Origin of the sequence: Hymenobacter sp. UV11 (assembly GCF_004684095.1) — a bacterium.
In the GTDB taxonomy this organism is placed as follows: domain Bacteria; phylum Bacteroidota; class Bacteroidia; order Cytophagales; family Hymenobacteraceae; genus Hymenobacter.
In genome coordinates, this window is the sequence record NZ_SRII01000007.1 from 271,977 (window position 1) to 293,662 (window position 21,686).

Annotated in this window: 17 protein-coding genes; 16 read left to right on the plus strand and 1 reads right to left on the minus strand. The window is 59.1% G+C overall.

Annotated elements, in window-relative coordinates; translation table 11 throughout:
- Positions 1-79 precede the first annotated feature (79 nt).
- From E4631_RS15140 to bshB1, 8 genes are all read left to right on the plus strand, one after another.
- Positions 80-490, plus strand: coding sequence for an START-like domain-containing protein (locus E4631_RS15140; RefSeq protein ID WP_240734947.1), 411 nt, complete (start codon positions 80-82; stop codon positions 488-490).
- Positions 491-604: 114 nt separating this feature from the next.
- The gene (locus E4631_RS15145; RefSeq protein WP_133656455.1) at positions 605-2,056 is read left to right on the plus strand and encodes an LptF/LptG family permease; all 1,452 of its coding nucleotides are present in this window, start codon (positions 605-607) and stop codon (positions 2,054-2,056) included.
- A 100-nt stretch (positions 2,057-2,156) separates the two neighbouring features.
- Positions 2,157-2,432, plus strand: a complete 276-nt coding sequence (gene rpsO / locus E4631_RS15150; RefSeq protein WP_133656454.1) for a 30S ribosomal protein S15 — start codon at positions 2,157-2,159, stop codon at positions 2,430-2,432.
- Between the two features lie 192 nt (positions 2,433-2,624).
- Positions 2,625-4,763 (plus strand): polyribonucleotide nucleotidyltransferase, encoded by a 2,139-nt coding sequence (pnp, locus tag E4631_RS15155; RefSeq protein WP_133656453.1) that lies wholly within the window; start codon positions 2,625-2,627, stop codon positions 4,761-4,763.
- A gap of 172 nt (positions 4,764-4,935) precedes the next feature.
- The gene (locus E4631_RS15160; RefSeq protein WP_068333804.1) at positions 4,936-5,799 is read left to right on the plus strand and encodes an RNA polymerase sigma factor RpoD/SigA; all 864 of its coding nucleotides are present in this window, start codon (positions 4,936-4,938) and stop codon (positions 5,797-5,799) included.
- Between the two features lie 126 nt (positions 5,800-5,925).
- Positions 5,926-6,855, plus strand: a complete 930-nt coding sequence (gene trxB, locus E4631_RS15165; RefSeq protein WP_133656452.1) for a thioredoxin-disulfide reductase — start codon at positions 5,926-5,928, stop codon at positions 6,853-6,855.
- Positions 6,856-6,958: 103 nt separating this feature from the next.
- Complete coding sequence (locus E4631_RS26950; RefSeq protein WP_302476324.1) at positions 6,959-8,071, plus strand: M23 family metallopeptidase; 1,113 nt, start codon at positions 6,959-6,961, stop codon at positions 8,069-8,071.
- A gap of 121 nt (positions 8,072-8,192) precedes the next feature.
- Positions 8,193-8,918 carry a bacillithiol biosynthesis deacetylase BshB1 gene (gene bshB1, locus E4631_RS15175; RefSeq protein ID WP_133656451.1) on the plus strand — a complete coding sequence of 242 codons (726 nt, stop codon included), beginning with the start codon at positions 8,193-8,195 and terminating at the stop codon, positions 8,916-8,918.
- Between the two features lie 94 nt (positions 8,919-9,012).
- On the opposite strand, the gene E4631_RS15180 is transcribed toward bshB1, so the two are convergent.
- Positions 9,013-10,023: an amidohydrolase family protein gene (locus tag E4631_RS15180; RefSeq protein WP_133656450.1), complete on the minus strand. Its 1,011-nt coding sequence runs from the start codon at positions 10,021-10,023 to the stop codon at positions 9,013-9,015.
- Positions 10,024-10,207: 184 nt separating this feature from the next.
- Here E4631_RS15180 and E4631_RS15185 point away from each other — a divergent pair, with 184 nt between their 5' ends.
- The 8 genes from E4631_RS15185 to E4631_RS15220 all read left to right on the plus strand — a co-directional run bounded on the left by E4631_RS15185 (position 10,208) and on the right by E4631_RS15220 (position 21,655).
- Positions 10,208-10,651 (plus strand): antitoxin Xre/MbcA/ParS toxin-binding domain-containing protein, encoded by a 444-nt coding sequence (locus E4631_RS15185; RefSeq protein ID WP_133656449.1) that lies wholly within the window; start codon positions 10,208-10,210, stop codon positions 10,649-10,651.
- A gap of 66 nt (positions 10,652-10,717) precedes the next feature.
- Positions 10,718-11,179: an RES family NAD+ phosphorylase gene (locus tag E4631_RS15190; RefSeq protein WP_133656448.1), complete on the plus strand. Its 462-nt coding sequence runs from the start codon at positions 10,718-10,720 to the stop codon at positions 11,177-11,179.
- Between the two features lie 88 nt (positions 11,180-11,267).
- Positions 11,268-12,257, plus strand: coding sequence for a fatty acid desaturase (locus E4631_RS15195; protein WP_133656447.1), 990 nt, complete (start codon positions 11,268-11,270; stop codon positions 12,255-12,257).
- A gap of 476 nt (positions 12,258-12,733) precedes the next feature.
- Positions 12,734-15,892, plus strand: a complete 3,159-nt coding sequence (locus tag E4631_RS15200; RefSeq protein ID WP_133656446.1) for a TonB-dependent receptor — start codon at positions 12,734-12,736, stop codon at positions 15,890-15,892.
- Positions 15,893-15,921: 29 nt separating this feature from the next.
- The gene (locus tag E4631_RS15205) at positions 15,922-17,457 is read left to right on the plus strand and encodes a RagB/SusD family nutrient uptake outer membrane protein (protein WP_133656445.1); all 1,536 of its coding nucleotides are present in this window, start codon (positions 15,922-15,924) and stop codon (positions 17,455-17,457) included.
- 362 nt (positions 17,458-17,819) lie between these two features.
- On the plus strand, positions 17,820-19,028 hold the full coding sequence (locus tag E4631_RS15210; RefSeq protein ID WP_133656444.1) for an aldose epimerase family protein: 1,209 nt from the start codon (positions 17,820-17,822) through the stop codon (positions 19,026-19,028).
- A gap of 108 nt (positions 19,029-19,136) precedes the next feature.
- Positions 19,137-20,873, plus strand: a complete 1,737-nt coding sequence (locus tag E4631_RS15215) for a ribulokinase (protein WP_133656443.1) — start codon at positions 19,137-19,139, stop codon at positions 20,871-20,873.
- A gap of 80 nt (positions 20,874-20,953) precedes the next feature.
- Positions 20,954-21,655 (plus strand): L-ribulose-5-phosphate 4-epimerase, encoded by a 702-nt coding sequence (locus E4631_RS15220; protein ID WP_133656442.1) that lies wholly within the window; start codon positions 20,954-20,956, stop codon positions 21,653-21,655.
- Positions 21,656-21,686: the final 31 nt, after the last annotated feature.

A 21,686-nucleotide genomic window follows, 5' to 3' on the forward strand; every position in this document is an offset into this window, starting at 1 on the left:
CTTAAAAATACTTGTTTTCCTGCCCGCAGAGCCGCTTTTTAGCGATTGGTGACGGGCCACTTTCCTCTTACTCATACACATGGCTATGCCCGCCGCCGCTAAGCGCCGCTTCGAGATGGAATACTCGATTAACGCGTCTCCTAAAATTCTCTTCCCCTACATCGCTTCCGCCTCCGGTCTGTCGCAGTGGTTTTGCGACGATGTGCGCCTCGACCCCGACCATCGCCTCGACATGGTGTGGGACAAGCAAAGCCACTACGCCGAAATTGCTACCCAGCGCCCCGGCCGTAGCATTCGCTACGTGTTCCTAGATGAGCACAAGCGGCCGCTCAACGACGCCAACTACCTGGACTTTACCCTGGAGTCGTCGCGCATCACGGACGAGGTATTTTTGCGGGTAACGGACTACTCCGACCATCCCGATACGCAGGAGCATTCGGAGCTTTGGGAAGGGCTCGTGGGCAAGCTTCGGGAGCAGGTAGGGGGGTAGGCACTATCCTGGGAGGAACTGGCGTTAGGCTGTGCGGTAAGCTTTCGCTTACTGCAAGAAAATCGCTCAGATAACAAGCACAACTCGGCAAGCTAAAGCTTACCCTACACTTTTGTGAAAAAGCTAGATAAACTTATTCTGAAGGCCTTCGCCGGGCCCTTTCTGCTTACGTTTGCGGTCGTTGAGTTTATTTTTCTGACTCAATTATTATTGAAATATCTAGATGATATTATAGGAAAAGATTTGGGGATAGAGGTGATTTTGAAGCTGCTCTTTTTTCTCAGCGTCACCATCATCCCTATTTCGCTCCCGCTAGCGGTGTTGCTATCGTCGCTGATGACGTATGGCAACCTAGGCGAGCATCACGAGCTAACGGCAATTAAGGCCTCGGGCGTGGCACTGACGCGTATTCTGCGGCCAGTGTGGCTGGTTAGCCTGATGCTGGCCGGCATCGCTTTTTGGTTTAACGACAGCATTGTACCCAAGGCTAACCTTAGCGCCTACAGCCTGCTTTGGGATGTGCGCCAGAAAAAGCTGGCGCTGGATATTCGGCCTGGCATTTTCTACAATGGCATTCCTGGCTACACTATCAAGGTAGATAAGAAAGTCGGCCTGGAAAAGGATATCCTGATGGGTATCATGATTTATGACCATACCCAAAAAACGGGTAATGCCACGGTGATATTGGCCGATTCGGGCCGCATGTTTACGCGGTTTAATGGGCAGTATCTTGGTTTTGAGCTGTTTAGGGGGCACGAGTACATAGAGCAGCCCGATGCCCAGAACCGCTCGGCAGCCTCTTTCTACCGGCAGGGTTTCAAGCGCAACATGATAACCTTCTCGCTGGCCTCGTTTGACCTGAACAACACGAAGAAGGAGCTCTTCAGTACCAACCGGATGATGCTGAACATTCCGCAGCTTTTCCACGCCTCCGATTCTATTCAGCGTACGTTGGCCCGCGAGCGCCGCACGCTTCCAGCACGGCTGGGTGGTTATTACACGTACCTGCGGCTCGATACAATGGGCCGTGCCCAGAACCGCAAGCTTGCGGCTCTGCAGGTGCCCGCCTCGCGCCTACCCCCCCTCACGGCCACCCAGGTCGAGCAGGCGCTCAATCGGGCCCGCAACGTGAACTCGTTTATAACGGCGACTTCGCAGCGGCTCTATGAGATTGCCCGCGAGTCGGCGGAGTTTCGCATTGAGGTGTATCGTAAGTACACGCAATCGACGGCCGTGCTCCTGATGTTTCTGATTGGGGCGCCGCTCGGGGCCATCATTAAAAAGGGCGGCCTGGGAGTTCCTATCTTGGTATCTATCCTGTTCTTTATCGTTTTCTACGTATTCGATACCATGGGCTCGAAGTATGGCCGCGACTTCGTGCTACCAGTAGGGGTAGGGATGTGGCTGTCGAACGCTATTCTATTTCCGTTCGGGGCTTTCTTCCTTTACCAGGCCTATAACGACTCGGGGCTGCTGGAGCTGGATTTCTGGCGCCGGCTAGCGCAGCGGCTACCCCGCTTCCCGCGGCTACGGCGGCTGGCAACTCCCATTGTGGAGGGGAACTAGGAATTGCGCCCAAAACTGCGTACCTTTGCACCCGCCCCGAGTTGTGGGGTACGCATTTTTCCTATTTTTTCAATCTAAGACGGGTCCTCCCTATCTGCCGATGATACTCTCGACCGAGGCCAAACAGGCCATCTTCGAAAAAAACAGCCTTCAGAAAGTTACCACCGATACCGGTTCGGCCGAGTCGCAAATTGCGCTGTTCACGCACCGCATTCAGCACCTCACGGAGCATCTGAAAGTTAATAAGAAAGACCACAGCACCCGCTTGGGTCTGCTGAAGCTGGTAGGCAAGCGCCGCCGCATGCTGGATTATCTCCAGCACCGCGAAATCAACCGCTACCGCGCCATTATCAAGGAGTTGGGTATCCGTAAGTAAGCCCACCCGCTGAGAGTAGGGAGCCTTCCAAACGAGGGTTCCCTACTCTTTTTTTTGCCCATTGTCTGTTTAGACATGAGACGTTAGACAGTAGACATGCGCAGGCCCTGGCTTGCTCGTGTCCTGTTGAAGCGGGGTGCCCGTACAGCCTCTCATGTCTCGCGTCTCACGTCTAACGTCCAACCCACAGAAATGCCCGCTCCCCACGCGATTACCAAAACCCTGGCGCTGCCCGACGGCCGCCAGATTTCCATCGAAACCGGCAAGCTCGCCAAATTCGCTGATGGCGCCGTTGTAGTTCGCCTCGGCGACACGATGTTGCTTGCCACCGTTGTATCGGCCCCGAGCCAGCGCGAAGGCGTTGACTTCCTGCCGCTATCGGTAGATTACCAGGAAAAGTTTGGCTCGGCTGGTAAGATTCCCGGCTCGTTCCAGCGCCGCGAAGGCCGCCTGAGCGACTACGAAATCCTCATTTGCCGCCTCGTGGACCGCATCCTGCGGCCCATGTTCCCCAAAGACTACCACTACGAGGTGCAGGTAATGATTACCCTCATCTCGGCTGATAAAGAAGTGCAGCCCGACGCGCTGGCCGCCCTGGCTGCCTCGGCCGCGCTGTCGATTTCGGATATTCCGTTTGCCGGCCCGATTTCGGAGGTACGGGTAGCTCGCATCGACGGTCAGTTCCAGATTAACCCCAAAACTTCGGACCTGGCTCGCGCCGATATGGACCTGATGGTGGGCGCTACCGCCGACTCAGTGGCCATGGTGGAAGGTGCCATGAAGGAAGTGAGCGAAGAAGAGATGGTAGCCGCCATCGCCTTCGGCCACGAAGCCATCAAGGCCCAGTGTCAGCTGCAGAAGGAGCTGGCTGAGGCTGTGGGCCGCACGCCTGAGTCGCAGCCCCGCGAGTACCCTAAGTACGAAGAAAACGAGACGCTGAAGAAGCTCATCAGCGATGGCGTGTACCAGGGTGCTTACGACGTAGCCCGCACCGGCAATACCAGCAAGGGTGGCCGCAAGGAAGGCTTCTCGGCCGTCAAAAAGGCGTTTTTGGACAAGCTGATGGCGGAGCAGCCGGAGTTGGACACCAAGCTGTTCAGCCGCTACTACTCGTCGGCTGAGAAGAAGGCCATCCGCGATATGATGGTGAAGGAGCGCGTGCGCCTTGACGGCCGCCAGCTCACCGAAATTCGCCCTATCTGGTCGGAAATCAACTACCTGCCCGGTGCTCACGGCTCGGCCATCTTCACCCGTGGCGAAACCCAGAGTTTGACTACAGCTACGCTGGGCACTAAGCTTGATGAGCAAATCATCGACCAGCCGCTGGCCAAGGGTTACTCCAAGTTTATGCTGCACTACAACTTCCCCGGTTTCTCGACCGGCGAGGTGAAGCCAAACCGCGGTGCTGGCCGCCGCGAAATCGGCCATGGCAACCTGGCCCTGCGCTCGCTACGCCAGGTGCTGCCGCCCGACGATGAAAACCCCTACACCATCCGTATCGTGTCGGACATCTTGGAGTCGAACGGCTCCAGCTCGATGGCTACGGTGTGCGCCGGTTCGCTGGCGCTGATGGATGCCGGCGTGAAGATTTCGGCCGCTGTGGCTGGCATCGCCATGGGCCTCGTGCAGGACAAGGAAACCGGCGAGTACGCTGTGCTTTCGGACATCCTGGGCGATGAGGACCACCTCGGCGACATGGACTTTAAGGTAACCGGCACGGAGAAGGGCATTTGCGCTTGCCAGATGGACATCAAAATCCAGGGCCTGAGTAATGAGATTCTGACCGCCGCGCTGCACCAGGCCCGCGAAGGCCGCCTGCACATTCTGCGCGAGATGGCCAAGACCATCGCCGCCCCGGCTGCTGAGTTGAAGGCACACACGCCGCGCTCGCACAAGATGCTGATTGACAAAGAGTTCATTGGTGCAATCATCGGGCCGGGCGGCAAAGTAATCCAGCAGATTCAGAAGGATACCAACGCCACGGTAATCATCGAGGAGAAGGACGAGAAAGGCCATGTAAGCATTTACGCCGCCAATCAGAACGATATGCAGGGTGCTATCGACCGCATTCGCGCTATCGCGGCGCAGCCCGAAGTGGGCGAAACCTACAAAGGCAAGGTGCGCAGCATTCAGCCCTACGGCGCGTTCGTGGAGATTATGCCGGGTAAGGACGGCCTGTTGCACATCTCGGAAGTAACGCACGAGCGCATTGCCTCGCTCGAAGGCGTGCTGGAAGTGGGCCAGGAAATTGACGTGAAGCTGGTGGACATCGACAAGAAAACCGGCAAGTATCGCCTCTCGCGCAAAGTGCTGCTCGAAAAGCAGGCGTAATTTTTGAGTAGGGGGTAGGCCGGCATACCCGCTGGCCTACCCCCTTGCCAAATGACCCAAAAGAACTTTCGCTCGTATAGCCTTGTTGATTTCGGTTAGATTGGAATAAGCTCGAAATACCTATTACTTTCCGAATAACTTCTTTAGAATTACCTAGTTAGCGCCGTTACCGATGAGACAGCTAAAAATCAGCAAGCAGATTACCAACCGCGAAAGCCAGTCGCTGGATAAATACCTCCAGGAGATTGGCAAAGTGGACCTGCTGACACCCGACGAGGAGGTGACGCTGGCGCAGCGCATCCGCGATGGTGACCAGAAAGCGCTCGAAAAATTGACGAAAGCCAACCTGCGTTTCGTAGTGTCGGTAGCAAAACAGTACCAGAACCAGGGTCTTAGCCTGGGTGACCTCATCAATGAGGGTAACCTTGGTCTTATCAAAGCAGCCAAGCGCTTTGACGAAACCCGTGGCTTTAAATTTATCTCCTACGCCGTGTGGTGGATTCGCCAGAGCATTCTGCAAGCTTTGGCTGAGCAGAGCCGCATCGTGCGCCTACCCCTCAACCGAGTAGGCTCGCTGAACAAAATCAGCAAGTCGTTCTCGGAGTTGGAGCAGAAGTTTGAGCGCGAGCCTTCACCCGAAGAGATTGCTGAAGTACTTGAACTAACTACTTCTGAGGTCGTGGATACCCTGAAAATCTCGGGTCGCCATGTGTCAGTAGATGCGCCGTTCGTGCAGGGGGAAGAAAACCGTTTGCTCGACGTGCTCGAAAACGAGGACGAAGAAAAGCCGGACTCGGGCCTGATGAATGACTCGCTGCGCAAGGAAGTGCAGCGGGCCCTCTCAACGCTCACCAAGCGTGAGGCTGACGTTATTACGCTCTACTTTGGGCTGAATGGCGAGGCGGCTTTGACGCTGGAGGAGATTGGCGAGAAATTCAACCTGACCCGTGAGCGGGTGCGCCAGATAAAGGAAAAGGCTATTCGCCGCCTACGTCATACGTCGCGCTCGAAGGCCCTGAAGCCCTATTTGGGCTAATTTCTGCGTAAATTTGTTAACTGAAAACCCCGACCGTGAGGTTGGGGTTTTTTGTAGGGTAAGCTTTAGCTTGCCCGGTCAACTTATCTGAATTGTCATTACGGCAAGCTAAAGCTTACCTTACATATGGAACACATTCATTGCCTGATTATTGGTTCGGGTCCGGCGGGTTATACGGCCGCTATTTACGCTGCGCGGGCGGGCCTGAACCCCGTCATGTACCAGGGCTTGCAGCCCGGTGGGCAGCTTACGATTACCAACGACGTAGAGAATTTTCCGGGTTACCCCGACGGTGTCATGGGCCCGGAGATGATGGAGGACCTAAAAAAGCAGGCCACCCGCTTTGGCTCGGACATCCGCTACGGCATTGCGACAAAGGTTAACTTTTCGGGGCATCCGCACAAAATCACCGTGGATGAAACGGTAGAGCTAACGGCCGACTCGGTTATTATCGCTACCGGCGCCTCAGCTAAGTGGCTGGGCCTACCCTCCGAGGCGCGGCTGAATGGCTCGGGCGTATCGGCTTGCGCCGTGTGCGACGGCTTTTTTTACCGGGGCAAGGAGGTAGCCATTGTGGGCGCCGGCGACACCGCCGCCGAGGAGGCTAACTACCTGGCCAACTTGTGCTCGAAAGTGTACATGCTGGTACGTAAGGATGCCATGCGGGCGTCGAAAATCATGCAGAAGCGGGTGCTTGATAACCCCAAGATTGAGGTACTGTTTGATACGGCTACCGATGAGATTCTGGGTGAGCACGCCGTAGAGGCCGTGCGCGTAAAGAACCTGGTGACGCACGAAACGCGCGAAATCCCCGTTCATGGGTTCTTCGTAGCCATCGGCCACGAGCCTAACTCCAAGATTTTTCATGATTACCTGCACCACGACGAGCAAGGGTATTTGAAAACCCTACCCGGCACCTCCAAGACCAACGTGGATGGCGTCTTTGCCTGCGGTGATGTGCAGGATTTCACGTATCGGCAGGCTGTAACGGCCGCCGGTACGGGCTGCATGGCCGCGCTCGATGCCGAGCGCTACCTAGCAGGCCTGCATGGCTAGGTAAAGCCGTTTAGATGCAACCTAACGCCCAAGCCGGCGACTTTTTGTTAACACGCAGCAGTGGTCTGAATATCGGGTCACTGCTGCTACTTACGGGCTTCATTTGAATTTCCCCAAGCCGTTCTTTCGCTTCCTAGCGCTCCTGCTGTTCCTGGCCTGCTGGCTGGGGGGTAGCGCGCCAGCGCAGGCGCAACGCCGCAAAAAAACGTCCGCCCCCAAGGCGCGGGCCGGCATGCCGCAAAACCGCGACTTCTTTCGTATTCGCACGCCTACCATGCGTTACGTGAAGCCGGATACGACAACCATCATCGAAACGGAGGAGATACCCGATGACAGGTCGGACGCCGCCAAGTCCATTTTTAACCCGGCCCGCAAGCTCAGTATTGTGAGCGAGGATACCACTACGCTTAATGAGGGTGGGCAAGAGATTGTGGAAATGTCGGACGAAGTGCTTATCGACTCTTCGTGGGTAAAGGTGGCGGGCTATTATTCTATCTGGGATACGCACAACATCAATCCTTACCGGGTTGATGGCCGGCGCATCCGTGATACGCTGATGCTACACCTAACCGAGCCGGAGCGGCAGCGATTTGCCAAAATGCCCCTCCTGACTACCCCCGTTACCTCGGGCTTTACGTTCCGTTGGGGGCGCTGGCACTTTGGGGTTGACCTCGACCTGGAAACTGGCGACTCGGTGCGCGCAGCCTTCGACGGAGTGATTCGTATCAGCAAGTGGGACGGTGGTGGCTACGGTAATTATCTGCTTGTGCGTCATTACAATGGCCTCGAAACCTTATATGGACACTTGAGCAAGCCCTTGCTGCCCGTGGGTACTTTTGTGCGAGCCGGCCAGGTCATTGGCTTGGGAGGGAGCACAGGTCGGAGTACGGGTTCGCACCTGCACTTTGAGGTGCGTTACGAAGGCAATCCCATCAATCCAACCTACCTATATGACTTCCCCGACTACAAGCTGCGGGGTGAGACGTTTACCATTACTTCGGCGCTGTTTAACTACTATAACCGGGCCGTGCACCGGAGCAGTCGCAGCCACAGCGAGCCCACGGCTGCCCGCCGCGTGGCCACGCATAAGATTCGCTCGGGCGATACGCTATCCGAAATTGCTGACCGCTACGGCGTGCGGGTGAGCACGCTCAAGCGTCTCAACCCTAAGCTGCGCGGTAAGCTCCAGCCCGGCCATAGTCTGCGCGTGAAGTAAAACCACGGATTATACAGATTTTGTGGACGTCCTGCTTTCCGTCGTCAAGTACTAGCCTTGTTTAGGGAAGGTTAATCGTCCACAAAATTTGTGTAATCCGTTTAAATCCGCATAATCCGTGATGAAGGTAGATATTCTGGCCCTGGGGGCCCACCCCGATGATGTAGAGATGTCGTGCTCGGGTACGCTGCTGGCGGCCGTGGCGGCGGGTAAGAAAGTAGGCATCGTGGACTTTACACGGGGTGAGCTGGGCACGCGTGGCACGCCCGAAACCAGGGCGGCCGAGTCGGCGGTGGCCAGCAAGATTCTCCAGCTCAGCGTGCGCGAAAACCTGGGCTTACCCGACGGCTTTTTCAAGAACGACCGCGAGCACCAACTGCCGCTCATCGCGGCCATTCGGCGCTACCAGCCCGAAATCGTACTCTGCAACGCCATATCGGACCGGCACCCCGACCACGGGCGCGGCGCGCAGCTGGCTACTGATGCGTGCTTTTTGAGTGGCCTGCGCATGATTGAAACGCTCGATGAAGATGGCCAGCCGCAGGCTGCCTGGCGGCCCAAGCACGTGTACCACTACATCCAGGACCGCCAGATTGCGGCCGATTTTGTAATTGATATTACCCCGCACTGGGCCGGCAAGTGGGCCAGCATCAATGCCTATGGTACGCAGTTCTTCAACACGAATGCTGACCCTACCGCGCCGGTGACCTACCTCTCGGGCCAAACCTTTTCGCACTTCATGGAAGCCCGCGCCCGCGAATTTGGGCACCTGATTGGGGTGGAATTCGGGGAAGGCTACACCGTGGAGCGGCCGATTGGAGTGAAAGAGCTAGGCGACTTAATTTAAGAGCTTGCCACGCTTCCGGGCGTTCGGTGACCAGTTCGGTAGCGGGTTGTTTAGCTGGGAGAAGGCCCTTTGCAAGCGCAGCAGACTAGGCGGCTTAGAGCCCCAGCAGCTGGTCGGCGTTTTGGTAAGCCAGCTTAGCCATATCAGCCGGCGGCAAGTGCAGGCCCGCTAAGAACTCGTGGCCCGGCTTATTTGGTGCGTAGGGGTAGTCAACTGAAAACAAGATGTTATCTAGCCCAAACGTGGCCAGCGCGGCCTCCAGGGGTGGGCGCGTAAAAATGCCGCTGGTGGTGATGTGCACTTGGTCGCGCAGCGTTTGGGCGATGCTGCGGGGGAGGTGCGTTTCGTGGGCGGGCATGGTCATGTCGGCGCGGTCCATCATGACGGGCAGCATTTCGCCCATGTGGCCGATGATGAGCTTGAGGCGCGGGTACTTTTCCAGCGTGCCGCTCAGGATGAGGCGCAGCACGTGAATGGCAGTTTCGGCGTGCCAGCCGAAGCCGGCCATGCTTAGGCGCTCGCCCAAGCCGTGGGGTAGGCGGTCGTAGTACACGTTCCGCACCGACGCGGGCGGCACGCCGGGGTGCAGGTACAGCGGCACGCCCAACTCTTCGGCCTGGGCCAGCAGCGGCGCAAACTGCGGGTCGTCCAGAAACAAGCCTTGGGTGGTGCCGTTTAGTAAGGCTCCGCGAAAGTGGTGCGTGTTCACGGTGCGCGCCAGCTCGTCGGCCGCCGCCGCGGGGTTGGTCATAGGCAGGTGCGCGAAGCCGGCAAAGCGGTCGGGGTGCCGGGCGATGGCTTCGGCTAGCCGGTCGTTGTACTCCTGTGCGAAGGCTGGGCCTTCGGTGGGGGGTAGGAGTTCGGCGCCCGGCCCCGACACCGATAATACCTGCACCGTAATGCCAGCCTCCTCCATTAGCCGCAGGCGCTCGGGGCCGATTTCGGCCAGCTGAGCCTGCTGCGCCCGCACCGGCGAGTCGGGGTTGTTGTTGGAGGGCCAGCCGGCCTGCTGCCGGGCGGCCAGCGGCACGCGCTGCACCATATCGGGAAAGGTGATGTGCTCTTCGAGCGCCACCACGCGCTGGGGGAGGGGTAGGGACGGCATATAACTACACGCAAGTAGGTGAGCTAGCGCAAACGGGCCAACGGCCACAAGCGTTACCTAGCAAGCGTGTAGGCAAGGCCATTGGCGGAACGAAAAAGAAAAATTTCCGTTTTATAAAGAAAAATTTCCCATCTTTGCCGGGTCTTTGCCCAGTTATATTGGGCTAGTCCACTTTACTTGTGCTATGCTTGCCACGCCCAACTACGTTTCTAGCCACCTGCCGGCAGCGCTGGCCAGCCTGGCCGCTGTTGTCACCGATTCTTTTGCCCTCGTAATGGAGGCGCGCTCTGGCGTGCCCGCCAAAGCAGCCTTTGCCGTAGCCAGCTTACTGCAGCTAAGCACCGACGAGCTAGCTGACCTGCTGCACACTACCACCAAAACCTTGCGCACCTACCGCGATGCCAACAAGCGCCTCGCCCCGGCCGCCAGCGAGCAGGTGCTCAAACTGCTGGCGCTGGCCCGGCAGGGCGGCGAAGTATTTGGCGAGCCCACGGCCTTTCGGCGCTGGCTGGGCAAGCCTGCCTTCGGCCTCGACAACCAGCTGCCGCTGGCCCTCCTCCAAACGAGTGGCGGCATCGACCTGGTAGCCGAGGAGGTGAGCCGCATTGCCTACGGCGACTTTGCCTGATTTTTTTAAGCTGCTAGCTTTCGTTTAGAAAAAACAATAGCCAATAGCCAACAGCCAGATTCACGAGTGGAAATCTACCGCATTTGCCTGACCAAGTACGCGGGCGAGCTGGTGGCCTCCGGCAATTCGGGCCGCTGGAACGAGCGCGGGCAGCTCGTCATCTACGCCGCGGGCAGCCGGGCGCTGGCCTGCCTCGAAAACGTGGTGCACCGTAGTGGTGAGGGGCTGAATAACCTGTTCAGCGTCATTCGGATAGCGGTGCCTGACGAGCTGGCCGTGGAAGACCTGACGCTGGCCGCCCTACCCCCCGACTGGCAGCCCACCAGCGCCTATGCCCGCTGCCAGCCGCTGGGCGCGGCCTGGTACCGCCGCCGGGCCACGGCCGTACTGCGGGTGCCCTCGTCCATCATTGCCCACGAGTACAACTACGTGCTCAATACCCGCCACCCCGACTTTATCCAAATCCGCATCGCGGGCCGCGAAGATTTTGCGTTCGACCCCCGCATTAAGGCCCCGGAACCGGGGTAGGGGGGTAGGCCGCTGGCAAACTTGCGCGCCGAAAAGGGGTTACCTTAGCAGTCCCAGGCCGCTTTTGCCGGATTCCACCGATTTTTTTATGGCTACCGCCCCCCTCGCCTACATCCCCACCGCCGAGCCTGTGTCGCACCACGTGCGCGCCCGCCAGCTGCTTAAGGCGCACCCCGAAGTAAAGCGCCTGATGACCCGTAACTCTACCACGGCCCTCATCACGGCGGGCTGCGTGGCGGCCCAGGTGCTGCTTACCTACCTGCTGCGCGGGCAGGCCTGGTACTGGTCGCTGGCCGTGGCCTACCTGGTAGGTGCGTTCATCTGCCACACGCTGTTCGTTATTATTCACGAGGCCACCCACAACCTTGTTTTCAAGGGCCAGTGGGCCAACGCGGCGGTGGGCATCGGGGCCAACCTGCCCATGGTGCTGCCCACGGCCATGAGCTTTCGCAAGTATCACCTCAAGCACCACTCGGCGCTGGGCCACTTCGAGCACGACGCCGACCTGCCCGACCACTACGAGGCCAAGCTCATTCAGCACTACGCCATTGGTAAGGCCGTGTGGCTGTTCTTCTTCCCGATTTTCCAAGTAGTGCGCACCTTTCGCTGCCGCAGCGTGGTACCGTTCGATAAGTACATCGCGGCCAACTGGGTGGCCCAGATTGCCTTCAACCTGGGCATGTACCTGTGGCTGGGGCCAGCGGCGTTTCTGTACCTATTCTTCAGCTTCTGGTTTTCGGTGAGCCTGCACCCGGTGGGCGCCCGCTGGATTCAGGAGCACTACCTCGTGCTCAGCCCCGAGCAGGAAACTACTTCCTACTACGGCCGCCTCAACGGCGTGCACCTCAACATCGGCTACCACAACGAGCACCACGACCTGCCCGGCGTGCCCTGGAACAAGCTGCCCGAGCTGCACAAGCTGGCCCCCGAGTTCTACGAGCCGCTGCTGCACCACACCAGCTACACCAAAGTGCTGCTGCGCTTCCTCTTCGACCAGGAAATCTCGCTCTACTCGCGCCTAGTGCGCGGCGAGCATGTAGCCAGCAAAGTGGCGCCCATGGTGCCCGTGGCCGAGTAGCCCAGCTACCCGCTGAACTCAGCCGGCCCGGCTCCATTGCTACCCCCACTACGCAGCCGCTTCGGGCTGCGTAGTGGGGGTAGTTTGCTTTCCAGACTACCCGCCGCCGCGTAAGCTATCCATCAGTAATTACTGGCGCACTAGCCGTCTTATTTACACAATCGTTAATGTTCGAGAAGCTGTGGGCAAGAAAATGAGTTTTTTTCAAAGAGTTAATACTCGACAAAAAGTCTTCTGCAAACGATTGCAATAGCTTTTTTAGCGAGAAATGACTCTTCAGTGATAATTTTCTTTTTGTTAATTCTAAAAAAAGCCGGTATTATTGTCTTGCTGATACAATGCGGCAGCACAGAAATGCAGCCCCGCGCGGGTTTACTTAGCAGTTGGCGGCGTTTTTTTTAATCAGCTTACACAATCGATTGTGTAAATGCTTGTTTCGATTTCATTCACTTTTCCCACCCAACTTCTTCTCGCTCATGAGAAAGTCAGTACCCAAAATGGGGCGGCTCCTGGTGCCGGCCGCCCTCAGCTGCCTACCCCTGCAACCCCTGTTGGCCCATAGCTGGGCCGCCACCGAAATGCTGCGCCCAGCTCCGGCCGCCGGCCCCGTAACCGGCCGCATCGTGGATGAGAAGGGGGTAGGCCTGCCCGGCGTCAACGTTGTGGTGAAGGGTAGCAGCAACGGCACCCAAACCAATATTGACGGGCGCTATACCATTGAGGCTCCGGCCGGTGCTACGCTGGTGTTTTCGTACGTCGGCTATGCCACTCAGGAAGTGGTAGTGGGCGACCGCAACACCATCGACGTGGCCCTGGCCGCCGATAGCAAGTCGCTGGGCGATGTGGTGGTAGTAGGCTACCTGGCGGAAAACCGCCAGAACATCAGCAGTGCCGTAAGCACGCCTAACCTGAAGGAGGCTACCAAGCAACCAGTGCCCACCATTACGCAGGCCCTGCAAGGGCAGGTGGCGGGCTTGCAAATAACCGGCTCGGGCGGGCCGGGCGAGGCCCCAATAGTAATAATTCGGGGGGCGGGCAGCGCTGGCAACAGCAATAGCGCCCCGCTCTACGTGATTGACGGCTTGTGGACCGATAACATCCGCGACCTCAACCCCAACGACATTGCCACGCTTACAGTGCTCAAAGACGCGTCCTCGACGGCTATCTACGGGGCGCGGGGTGCCAACGGCGTTATTCAGATAACGACCAAAAGAGGCAAGGCGGGCGTGGCTACCATTGGCCTCAACGCCTACTACGGGGTAGATAATGTGTACAAGCGCTACCAGCTCACGAACGCTAGCCAGTGGGCCGACCGCGCGGTGCAAGCTTATGCCAACGCGGGGATTAACCCGCTCACGCCGGGCCAGAACAGCCTGGCGGGCGCAGTAAAGGGGCCAGGCGGCGCCTTTAACCCCAATATTGACACCGATTGGCAGAAAGAGTTCTTCCAGGCCGGCAAGGTAGAAGACTACAATATAAATTTTTCGGGTGGCACCACCGGCGAAAACACGGGGAGCAATTACCTGATTTCGGCGGAGTATTTTCACCAGGAGGGAATTGTAAAAGGGCCGGACTTCAAGCGCTACAGCTTGCGCCTGAACTCGGGGTTGACCAAGGGGCGCTTCCGCTTTCAGGAAAACCTGCAGCTCACCCACATCAACACGGTGTTGCTCAACGGGCTGCCCTTCATTGATGTGCTGACGATGCTACCCACCATTCCGGTGTACGACCCCACTAATTCTGGCGGCTTCGGTACGGGCTCGACCATCAATAACACGTTTGCCACTAACCCCGTGGGCGCCCAGCAGCTGCTGCGCCGCACGCAGTCGGACAACCGGGTGGCGGGCAACGTGACCTTCGACTACTCCATCTTCGACTTCCTGACCTACCGGCTGAACCTGGCGATGGATGGCCACACGTATAGCAATTCCGACGCGCAGAAGCTCGGCACCATCCGGCAGAATTCGGCCATTCCGGTTTCGTACCTGTCCGAATTTCAGGGATACGACGTGTTTCTGATGGCGGAGAATACGCTGAACTTCAACAAGACCTTTGGCGACCACCACGTGAACGTAGTGGGCGGCTACTCGGAGCGCTACTACAACGTTCATAACACTACCGCGCAAACGCAAAACTTTACCTCTACCCCCCAGTACTACTTCCAGCTGAACGCGGGGCAGACGGTGGGCGTGGTGCAGGGTACTGAAGGCATCATTACCAACCGCTCGTACTTCTCGCAGGCTAGCTACGATTACAAGAACCGCTACCTGGTGAGCGGTAGCTTCCGCCGCGATGGCTCGTCGCGCTTCATCGAGCAGAATCGTTTTGGCAACTTCGGGGCGGCCTCCCTGGGGTACCGCATCAGCGAGGAAGATTTTTTCAAGAATGCCTTGCCCGCAGTGAGCAACCTGAAGCTGCGTGCCAGCTACGGCATCATCGGCAACGACCAGCTGACGGGCGATTACTACGGCGCCTACCTGCCTACCCCCAACATCAACCAGAACGTGAACTACGTGCTGGGCAATGGCCAGGTCGTGACCAATGGCCGCACCCAAACGGTGCTGGCCAGCCCCAACCTGCAGTGGGAAGAGCGCCGCACCAAGGACGCGGGCCTGGACCTGAGCTTGTTTGATAGCCGCCTGACCTTTACGGCCGACTACTACATTTCGGAAACGCGCAAGGCGCTGGCTCCGGTAGTAGTGCCCATCTACACGGGCAGCTTTGGGCCGGTGTTCCAGAATGCGGGCAATATCGAGAACCGGGGCCTGGAGCTGGCCTTGGGTTATAAGGGCAACCTGGGCGACTTTACCTATAGCCTCAATGGCAACCTCACGACGCTGCGCAACCGGGTGCTGGCGCTGCCCAACGAGGGCCAGGTGCTGGTAGATGGCCAGGGCCTGACCAGTACCAGCGTGGGCACCAGCCTGGGGCAATTCTTCCTGGTGCCGATGGCGGGCATCTTCCAGACGCAGGATGAGGTGAACAACTACAAAACGGCCGATGGGCGCCTTATTCAGGGCTATGCCGCGCCGGGCGACGTGAAGTACACCGACGTAAACGGCGATGGCATAATCGACAACAAAGACCGGGTGCACGTAGGCTCGGCCTTCCCCACGCTGCAGTACGGTGCCAACCTCAATTTTGGCTACAAGGGCTTCGACCTGTCCATTCTGGTGCAGGGCGTGCACGGCAATCTGATTTACAACAATGCCAAGGTGGCGCTGGAAAATTATGCCGGGCCCAATAACTACGAGCTGAACGTGCTGCCGTGGTCGGCCGACAACCACACCAACTCCAACGCCCGGCTGCTACAGGGCCTGGGAGCCACCCAAGCATTGAACACGTCGGCCAACATGAACTCGCTCAACTACACCACGCGCTGGCTGGAAGACGGGGCCTACGTGCGCTTGAAGAACGTGCAGCTCGGCTACACGTTCGGTAAAAACCTGCTGGGCTGGGCTCCGGCCATTGGCTCGCTGCGCGTGTACGTGACGGGGCGCAACCTCGTGACTTTCACCAAGTACACGGGCTACGACCCCGAGATTACGGGCACCGGCTACTTCGGCCGCGGCATCGATAATAGCGCCTACCCCAACGTGCGCACCTTCACGGGCGGCGTGCAGGCCACTTTCTAGGGAATCTACTTGCTTAACCTCTCCTTTTTATGAAATCCCACAAATTAGTTACCCTGTTGCTGGCGGGCAGCCTGGCCGTAGCTACGAGCTGCAAGAAAGACCTGCTGGAACAGGTCAACCCTAACACGCTGTCGGTAGACCAATATTGGAAGACGGCCGATGATGCCAACCGCGGGATTATTGCCTGCTACTCGGGCATTCAGCAGTATGCCTGCTACGGGCACTCGTGGCAGTTCATCACGGCCCGCTCCGACGAGTCGTACAGCCAAAGTCCCTTTGTGGAGCTGGCCCTGTTTACGCGCTTCGTGCAGGCCAATAACCTCTTCTTCATCTCGGCTTTTGCTTGGAACGACTTCTACCGTACCATCTACCGCACCAACCAGGCGCTGAACCACATCCCGACGATTACGATGGATGCGGCGCTGCAGAAGCAATACATTGCCGAGGCGCGCTTCGTGCGAGCGCTGATGTATTTCGACATGGCCTCGTTTTTTGGCAACATACCCCTCATCCTAGAAGACCCTACCGTAACTACCCGCGTGAAGCAGGTGACCCAGCCAGAAGTAGAGGCTCAGGTGATTGCCGACCTGCAAGCCGCTATCCCGGACCTGCCCAATAGCTATAGCGCCGCCGAGCTGGGCCGCGCTACCAAGGGTGCAGCCCAGGCCCTGCTGGCTAAGATGTACATGCAGCAGCATAAGTACACCGAGGCGTCGGCGCTATTGACTACCATTATTGGTTCGGGGCGTTACTCACTGGTGCCCAATTACGTGGATAACTTTACCGAGGCCAATGAGAATAACAGCGAGTCGCTGTTTGAGGTGCAGTACACTGGCAGAGTAGGAGAGGTGGGGCAGGGCCAGGATAATGCCTCATCATCGGAAGGCTACGACCGGCCCAATTTCTTTGGGCCGCCCGTTTACTCGTATTCTGACGTGCAGCCCCGCCAGTGGCTCACGGCCGTATATACCGATTCGACGGTGGCACTGGCGCCGGGTAGCACCAAGAAGCACCTGATTGACCCCCGCCGCGATGTGTCCATTATCAGCTCGCTCAACCCCGACCGCTTCTACGGCAAGACCTTTACCGAGCTGGGTTATGACCCCAGCCAGCAGTACTGGCGCAAGTACCTGAACGACCGCACCCGCACCACCACCGAGAACTTCAACTCGGGTATCAATTTCCGCATCATTCGCTACGCCGACATGTTGCTGCTGCAAGCCGAGGCTTTGAACGAGCTGGGCCAGACGGCCGCCGCCGTGCCGCTCGTGAACCAAGTGCGCGCCCGCGTGGGCCTGGCCCCCGTTTCGGCAGCTAACTCTAGTAGCCAGAGCGCCTTGCGCCTCTACATGCGCGATGAGCGCGGCCGTGAGCTGGCCGGCGAAGGCCAACGCTGGTTCGACATCAACCGCTGGGGCCTGCTCGACAACCAGGCCGGCCTCAACTACCTCATCGCCAAGGACCCCGACTTCACCAACTTTGTACTGGGCAAGTCGAAGCTGCTGCCGATTCCGCAGACGGATATCGACCTCGACCCCACCATCAAGCAAAATCCTGGCTATTAGCCTAGCTAATGGCGACTGCCCCTACCCCCTCATCTGGCTCAGATGGGTGGGGTAGGGGCTTGGGCCATCCTCATCCGTTCCTGCCCGCTAGGGCCTGACTCTTTGCCGCTGTGCGTGGCGGCCAGCGCTGGCGAACCACGCTACGGTGGCGCTGGGCAACACGAGGGGGGTAGGGGCAGCACGGTAGTAAAAGCCGTGAATTTGCAAGCCAGGCGGTGTGCCAGCCGTAAGTTGGGCCCGCCGCAAGCGCCGCCAGCCGTGAATACGGGCCTGCGTGCGAGCAGCTACTTGGTGCGAATACGCCGCGAAGGGGGCATATTTACGCAAAAAGTGTCCGTTTTTTAATCTTTCCCTCCACTTTCATGCCCACCTACCCGCGCCTTTGCGTACTTGCCGCCGGTTTCGGCAGCGCCCTGCTGCTGACCGCCTGCTCGTCCAATTCCACCACCAGCCAGGAAGCGGCTACTACGTCGGCCCCGGCCGACTCGGCCGCTACCGGCGCCAGCGCTTCCGCCATGCCCACCTCCGCTTCGTTCGGTAAAACTGCCGACGGCACCGAAATCCAGCTTTTCACCCTTACCAATAAGAACGGCCTCAAGGCCAGCATCAGCACCTACGGCGGCACGCTTACCAGCCTGCTCGTGCCCGACAAGGCCGGCAAGCTGAGCGACGTCATCCTAGGCTTTGATAACGTGAGCGGCTACCTCAGCCCCGCGTTTAGGAAAGCCGGCCCCTACTTCGGGGCGCTCATCGGGCGCTACGGCAACCGCATTGGGAAGGGGCAGTTTACCATTGATGGCAAGACCTACCACGTGGGCCTAAACAACAACGGCAATTCGCTGCACGGCGGCACCGTGGGCTTCGACCAAAAAGTGTGGACCGCCAAGCCCGGCACCTCAGCCGACGGCGAAACGCTGACGCTGACCTACCTCAGCAAAGACGGCGAGGAAGGCTACCCCGGCAACCTGACCGTGACGGTGGTGTATACCCTGACGGCCGACAACGCCCTCAAAATCGACTACACCGCCACCACCGACAAGGCTACCCCCGTCAACCTCACCAACCACGCCTACTTTAACCTGGCCCAGGGCCAGAGCAAGGACGTGCTGGCCCATATGGTCACAATTCCCGCTGACCGCTACACGGTGGTCGATGCTAACCTCATCCCGACCGGCGAGCTGAAGCCGGTGAAGGGTACGCCCTTCGACTTTACTACCCCCCACGCCATCGGCGAGCGCATTGCGCAGGTGCCCGGTGGCTACGACCACAACTGGGTCCTGAACCAGGCCACCGGCCAGCACAGCGCCGCCACCGTGTACGAGCCCACCACCGGCCGCACCATGGAAGTAACCACCGACGAGCCCGGCGTGCAGTTCTACACCGGCAACTTCCTCGACGGCTCTTTGACCGGCAAGAACGGGGTAGTGTACGGCAAGCACGCCGGCTTCTGCCTCGAAACCCAGCACTTTCCTGATTCGCCCAACCAGGCCAAGTTTCCGAATACGATTCTCAAGCCGGGCGAAACCTACCACACCACCACCAGTTACACGTTTGGGGTGCGCAAGCAGTAAATGAGCAAATGAGTAAGTGAGCAAGTAACCCGTTACCTGCTCACTTACGGCTTGCTACCAAGGCCTTGTGCCCATTTACTCATCTACTCACTTACTCATTTACTATTCGTGTCAACTCAATCCGCCTCCCCGGCCTACGTCATTGGCCTCGACTACGGCACCGACTCGGTGCGGGCGCTGCTCGTGGATGCGCGCACCGGCGCCGAAGTGGCGCAGGCCGTGCACTACTACCCCCGCTGGAAGCAGGGCCAATACTGTAACCCCGCCAAAAACCGCTTTCGCCAGCACCCCCTCGACCACCTCGAAGGCCTCGAAGCCACCGTGCGCGAAGTAGCGCTGAAGGTGCCGTCTGAGCAGATTCTGGGTCTTGCCATCGACACCACCGGCTCCACGCCGGGCCCCGTGAACGAGCAGGGCCAGCTGCTGGGCATGCTGCCCGAATTCGCGGAGAACCCCAACGCGCTGTTTATCCTCTGGAAAGACCACACGGCCCTGGCCGAGGCGGCCGAAATCAACCACAAGGCCCGCACCTGGGGCGGCGAGGACTTCACCAAGTACGAGGGCGGCATCTATTCTTCGGAGTGGTTTTGGGCCAAAATCATGCACACCGTGCGCGAGGATGAGGCCGTGGCCAAAGCGGCCTACTCCTGGATGGAGCACTGCGACTGGCTCACGCTCACGCTCACCGGCCAGCCGCTGGCCGGGTTCAAGCGCAGCCGCTGCGCCGCCGGCCACAAGGCCCTGTGGCACGCCAGCTGGGGCGGCCTACCCCCCGAGGAGTTCCTGACCCACCTCGACCCTAAGCTGGCCGGCTTACGCAATCGATTGTTTACCGAAACCTACACCGCCGACCAAGTTGCCGGGCATCTTTCGGCTGAGTGGGCCGAGCGTTTGGGCCTGACTACCAACACGGTAATCGCCGTGGGCTCGTTCGACGCCCACGCGGGCGCCGTGGCCGGCGAAATCGAGTCGTACTCGATGGTGAAGGTGATGGGCACCAGCACCTGCGACATTGTGGTGGCCCCGACCGCCGAGGTGGGCGACCACCTGGTGGCCGGCATCTGCGGGCAGGTCGATGGCTCCGTGATTCCCGGCATGGTAGGGCTGGAGGCCGGCCAATCGGCCTTTGGCGACCTGCTGGCCTGGTTCCGCCAGATGCTGGAGTGGCCCTTGCAGGCCGCCACGCTGGCCCACTCGCAGGTGCTGAGCGCCGAGCAGCTGGCCCTGTTTCAGCAGGAAGTGAGCGACAACCTGCTCCGTCAGCTCACCCAGGCCGCCTCGGAGGTGGACCCCGCCGAGAGCAGCGTTATCGCCCTCGACTGGGTGAACGGCCGCCGCACGCCCGACGCCAACCAGGCCCTCAAAGGCGCCTTGATGAACCTGACGATGGGCACCTCGGCCCCGCAGGTGTTCCGGGCGCTGGTCGAGGCCATCTGCTACGGCTCGAAGCAGATTGTGGAGCGCTTTGAGAGCGAAGGCATCCCCATTAAGCAAGTGATTGGAATAGGGGGGGTAGCGAAAAAATCGGCCTTCGTGATGCAGACCCTGGCCGACGTGCTCGACCGGCCCATCAAAATCGCGGTGTCGGAGCAGGCGCCGGCGCTGGGCGCGGCCATGTACGCCGCCGTGGCCGCCGGCATTTACGCCGACGTTCTCGCCGCCCAAAAGGCGCTGGGCAGCGGCTTCGCCGAAACCTACACGCCTAATCCGGCCCGCGTGGCCGACTACGCCAGCCGCTACGCGCAGTACCAGGCGCTGGGCCAGTTTGTGGAAAGCGCTACTTCTAGCCCAACTTCTACCGACCGTCATGCTGAGCTTGTCGAAGCATCTCGCGTGCAGCAGTAAATCCAATCGTTCAACGATGCGCGCGAGATGCTTTGACAAGCGGACGCTAGATGAAGCATGACGTTCTTAGTCGCTTAAAAATGAGCCAGTACCAAGATTTAAAACAAGCCTGCTACGAGGCCAATATGCAATTGCCGGCGTTGGGTCTGGTGCTCTTCACCTTTGGCAACGCGAGCGTGGTGGACCGCGCGCGGAGCGTGTTCGCCATCAAGCCCAGCGGCGTACCCTACGCCACGCTGAAGCCGGAGGACATCGTGATTGTCGATTTCGACAACAACGTGGTGGAGGGCACCAAACGCCCGAGCAGCGATACCAAAACGCACGCGCTGCTCTTTAAGGAGTGGCCCATGATTGGCGGCATCGTGCACACGCACAGCACCTACGCCACGGCCTGGGCCCAGGCGCAGGCCGATATTCCCATTCTGGGCACAACCCACGCCGACCACCTCACCGCCGACGTGCCCTGCGCCCCGCCCATGAGCGACGAGCTCATTCAGGGCGACTACGAGAATCAGACCGGCTGGCAAATCATCAACGAGTTTAAAAAGCGCGGCCTCTCGCCCAGCGAGGTGGAGATGATACTCGTGGGCAACCACGCGCCCTTTACCTGGGGCAAAACGGTGGAGAAAGCCGTGTACCACAGCGCCGTACTCGAAGAAGTAGCCCGCCTGGCCTACCTCACCTGTACCCTCAAGCCGGGGGTAGCGCGGCTCAAAGACGCACTGATTAACAAGCATTACCAGCGCAAGCACGGCGCTGGCTCTTACTACGGGCAGTCGTAGCGCGGACTTTCAGTCCGCGACTGCAACGCCT

Coding starts and splice junctions, on each gene's coding strand:
- E4631_RS15140 (WP_240734947.1), top strand. CDS start 80: ATGGCTATGCCCGCCGCCGCTAAGCGCCGCTTCGAGATGGAATACTCG.
- rpsO (WP_133656454.1), top strand. CDS start 2,157: ATGATACTCTCGACCGAGGCCAAACAGGCCATCTTCGAAAAAAACAGC.
- pnp (WP_133656453.1), top strand. CDS start 2,625: ATGCCCGCTCCCCACGCGATTACCAAAACCCTGGCGCTGCCCGACGGC.
- E4631_RS15160 (WP_068333804.1), top strand. CDS start 4,936: ATGAGACAGCTAAAAATCAGCAAGCAGATTACCAACCGCGAAAGCCAG.
- trxB (WP_133656452.1), top strand. CDS start 5,926: ATGGAACACATTCATTGCCTGATTATTGGTTCGGGTCCGGCGGGTTAT.
- bshB1 (WP_133656451.1), top strand. CDS start 8,193: ATGAAGGTAGATATTCTGGCCCTGGGGGCCCACCCCGATGATGTAGAG.
- E4631_RS15180 (WP_133656450.1), bottom strand. CDS start 10,023: ATGCCGTCCCTACCCCTCCCCCAGCGCGTGGTGGCGCTCGAAGAGCAC.
- E4631_RS15185 (WP_133656449.1), top strand. CDS start 10,208: ATGCTTGCCACGCCCAACTACGTTTCTAGCCACCTGCCGGCAGCGCTG.
- E4631_RS15195 (WP_133656447.1), top strand. CDS start 11,268: ATGGCTACCGCCCCCCTCGCCTACATCCCCACCGCCGAGCCTGTGTCG.
- E4631_RS15200 (WP_133656446.1), top strand. CDS start 12,734: ATGAGAAAGTCAGTACCCAAAATGGGGCGGCTCCTGGTGCCGGCCGCC.
- E4631_RS15205 (WP_133656445.1), top strand. CDS start 15,922: ATGAAATCCCACAAATTAGTTACCCTGTTGCTGGCGGGCAGCCTGGCC.
- E4631_RS15210 (WP_133656444.1), top strand. CDS start 17,820: ATGCCCACCTACCCGCGCCTTTGCGTACTTGCCGCCGGTTTCGGCAGC.
- E4631_RS15220 (WP_133656442.1), top strand. CDS start 20,954: ATGAGCCAGTACCAAGATTTAAAACAAGCCTGCTACGAGGCCAATATG.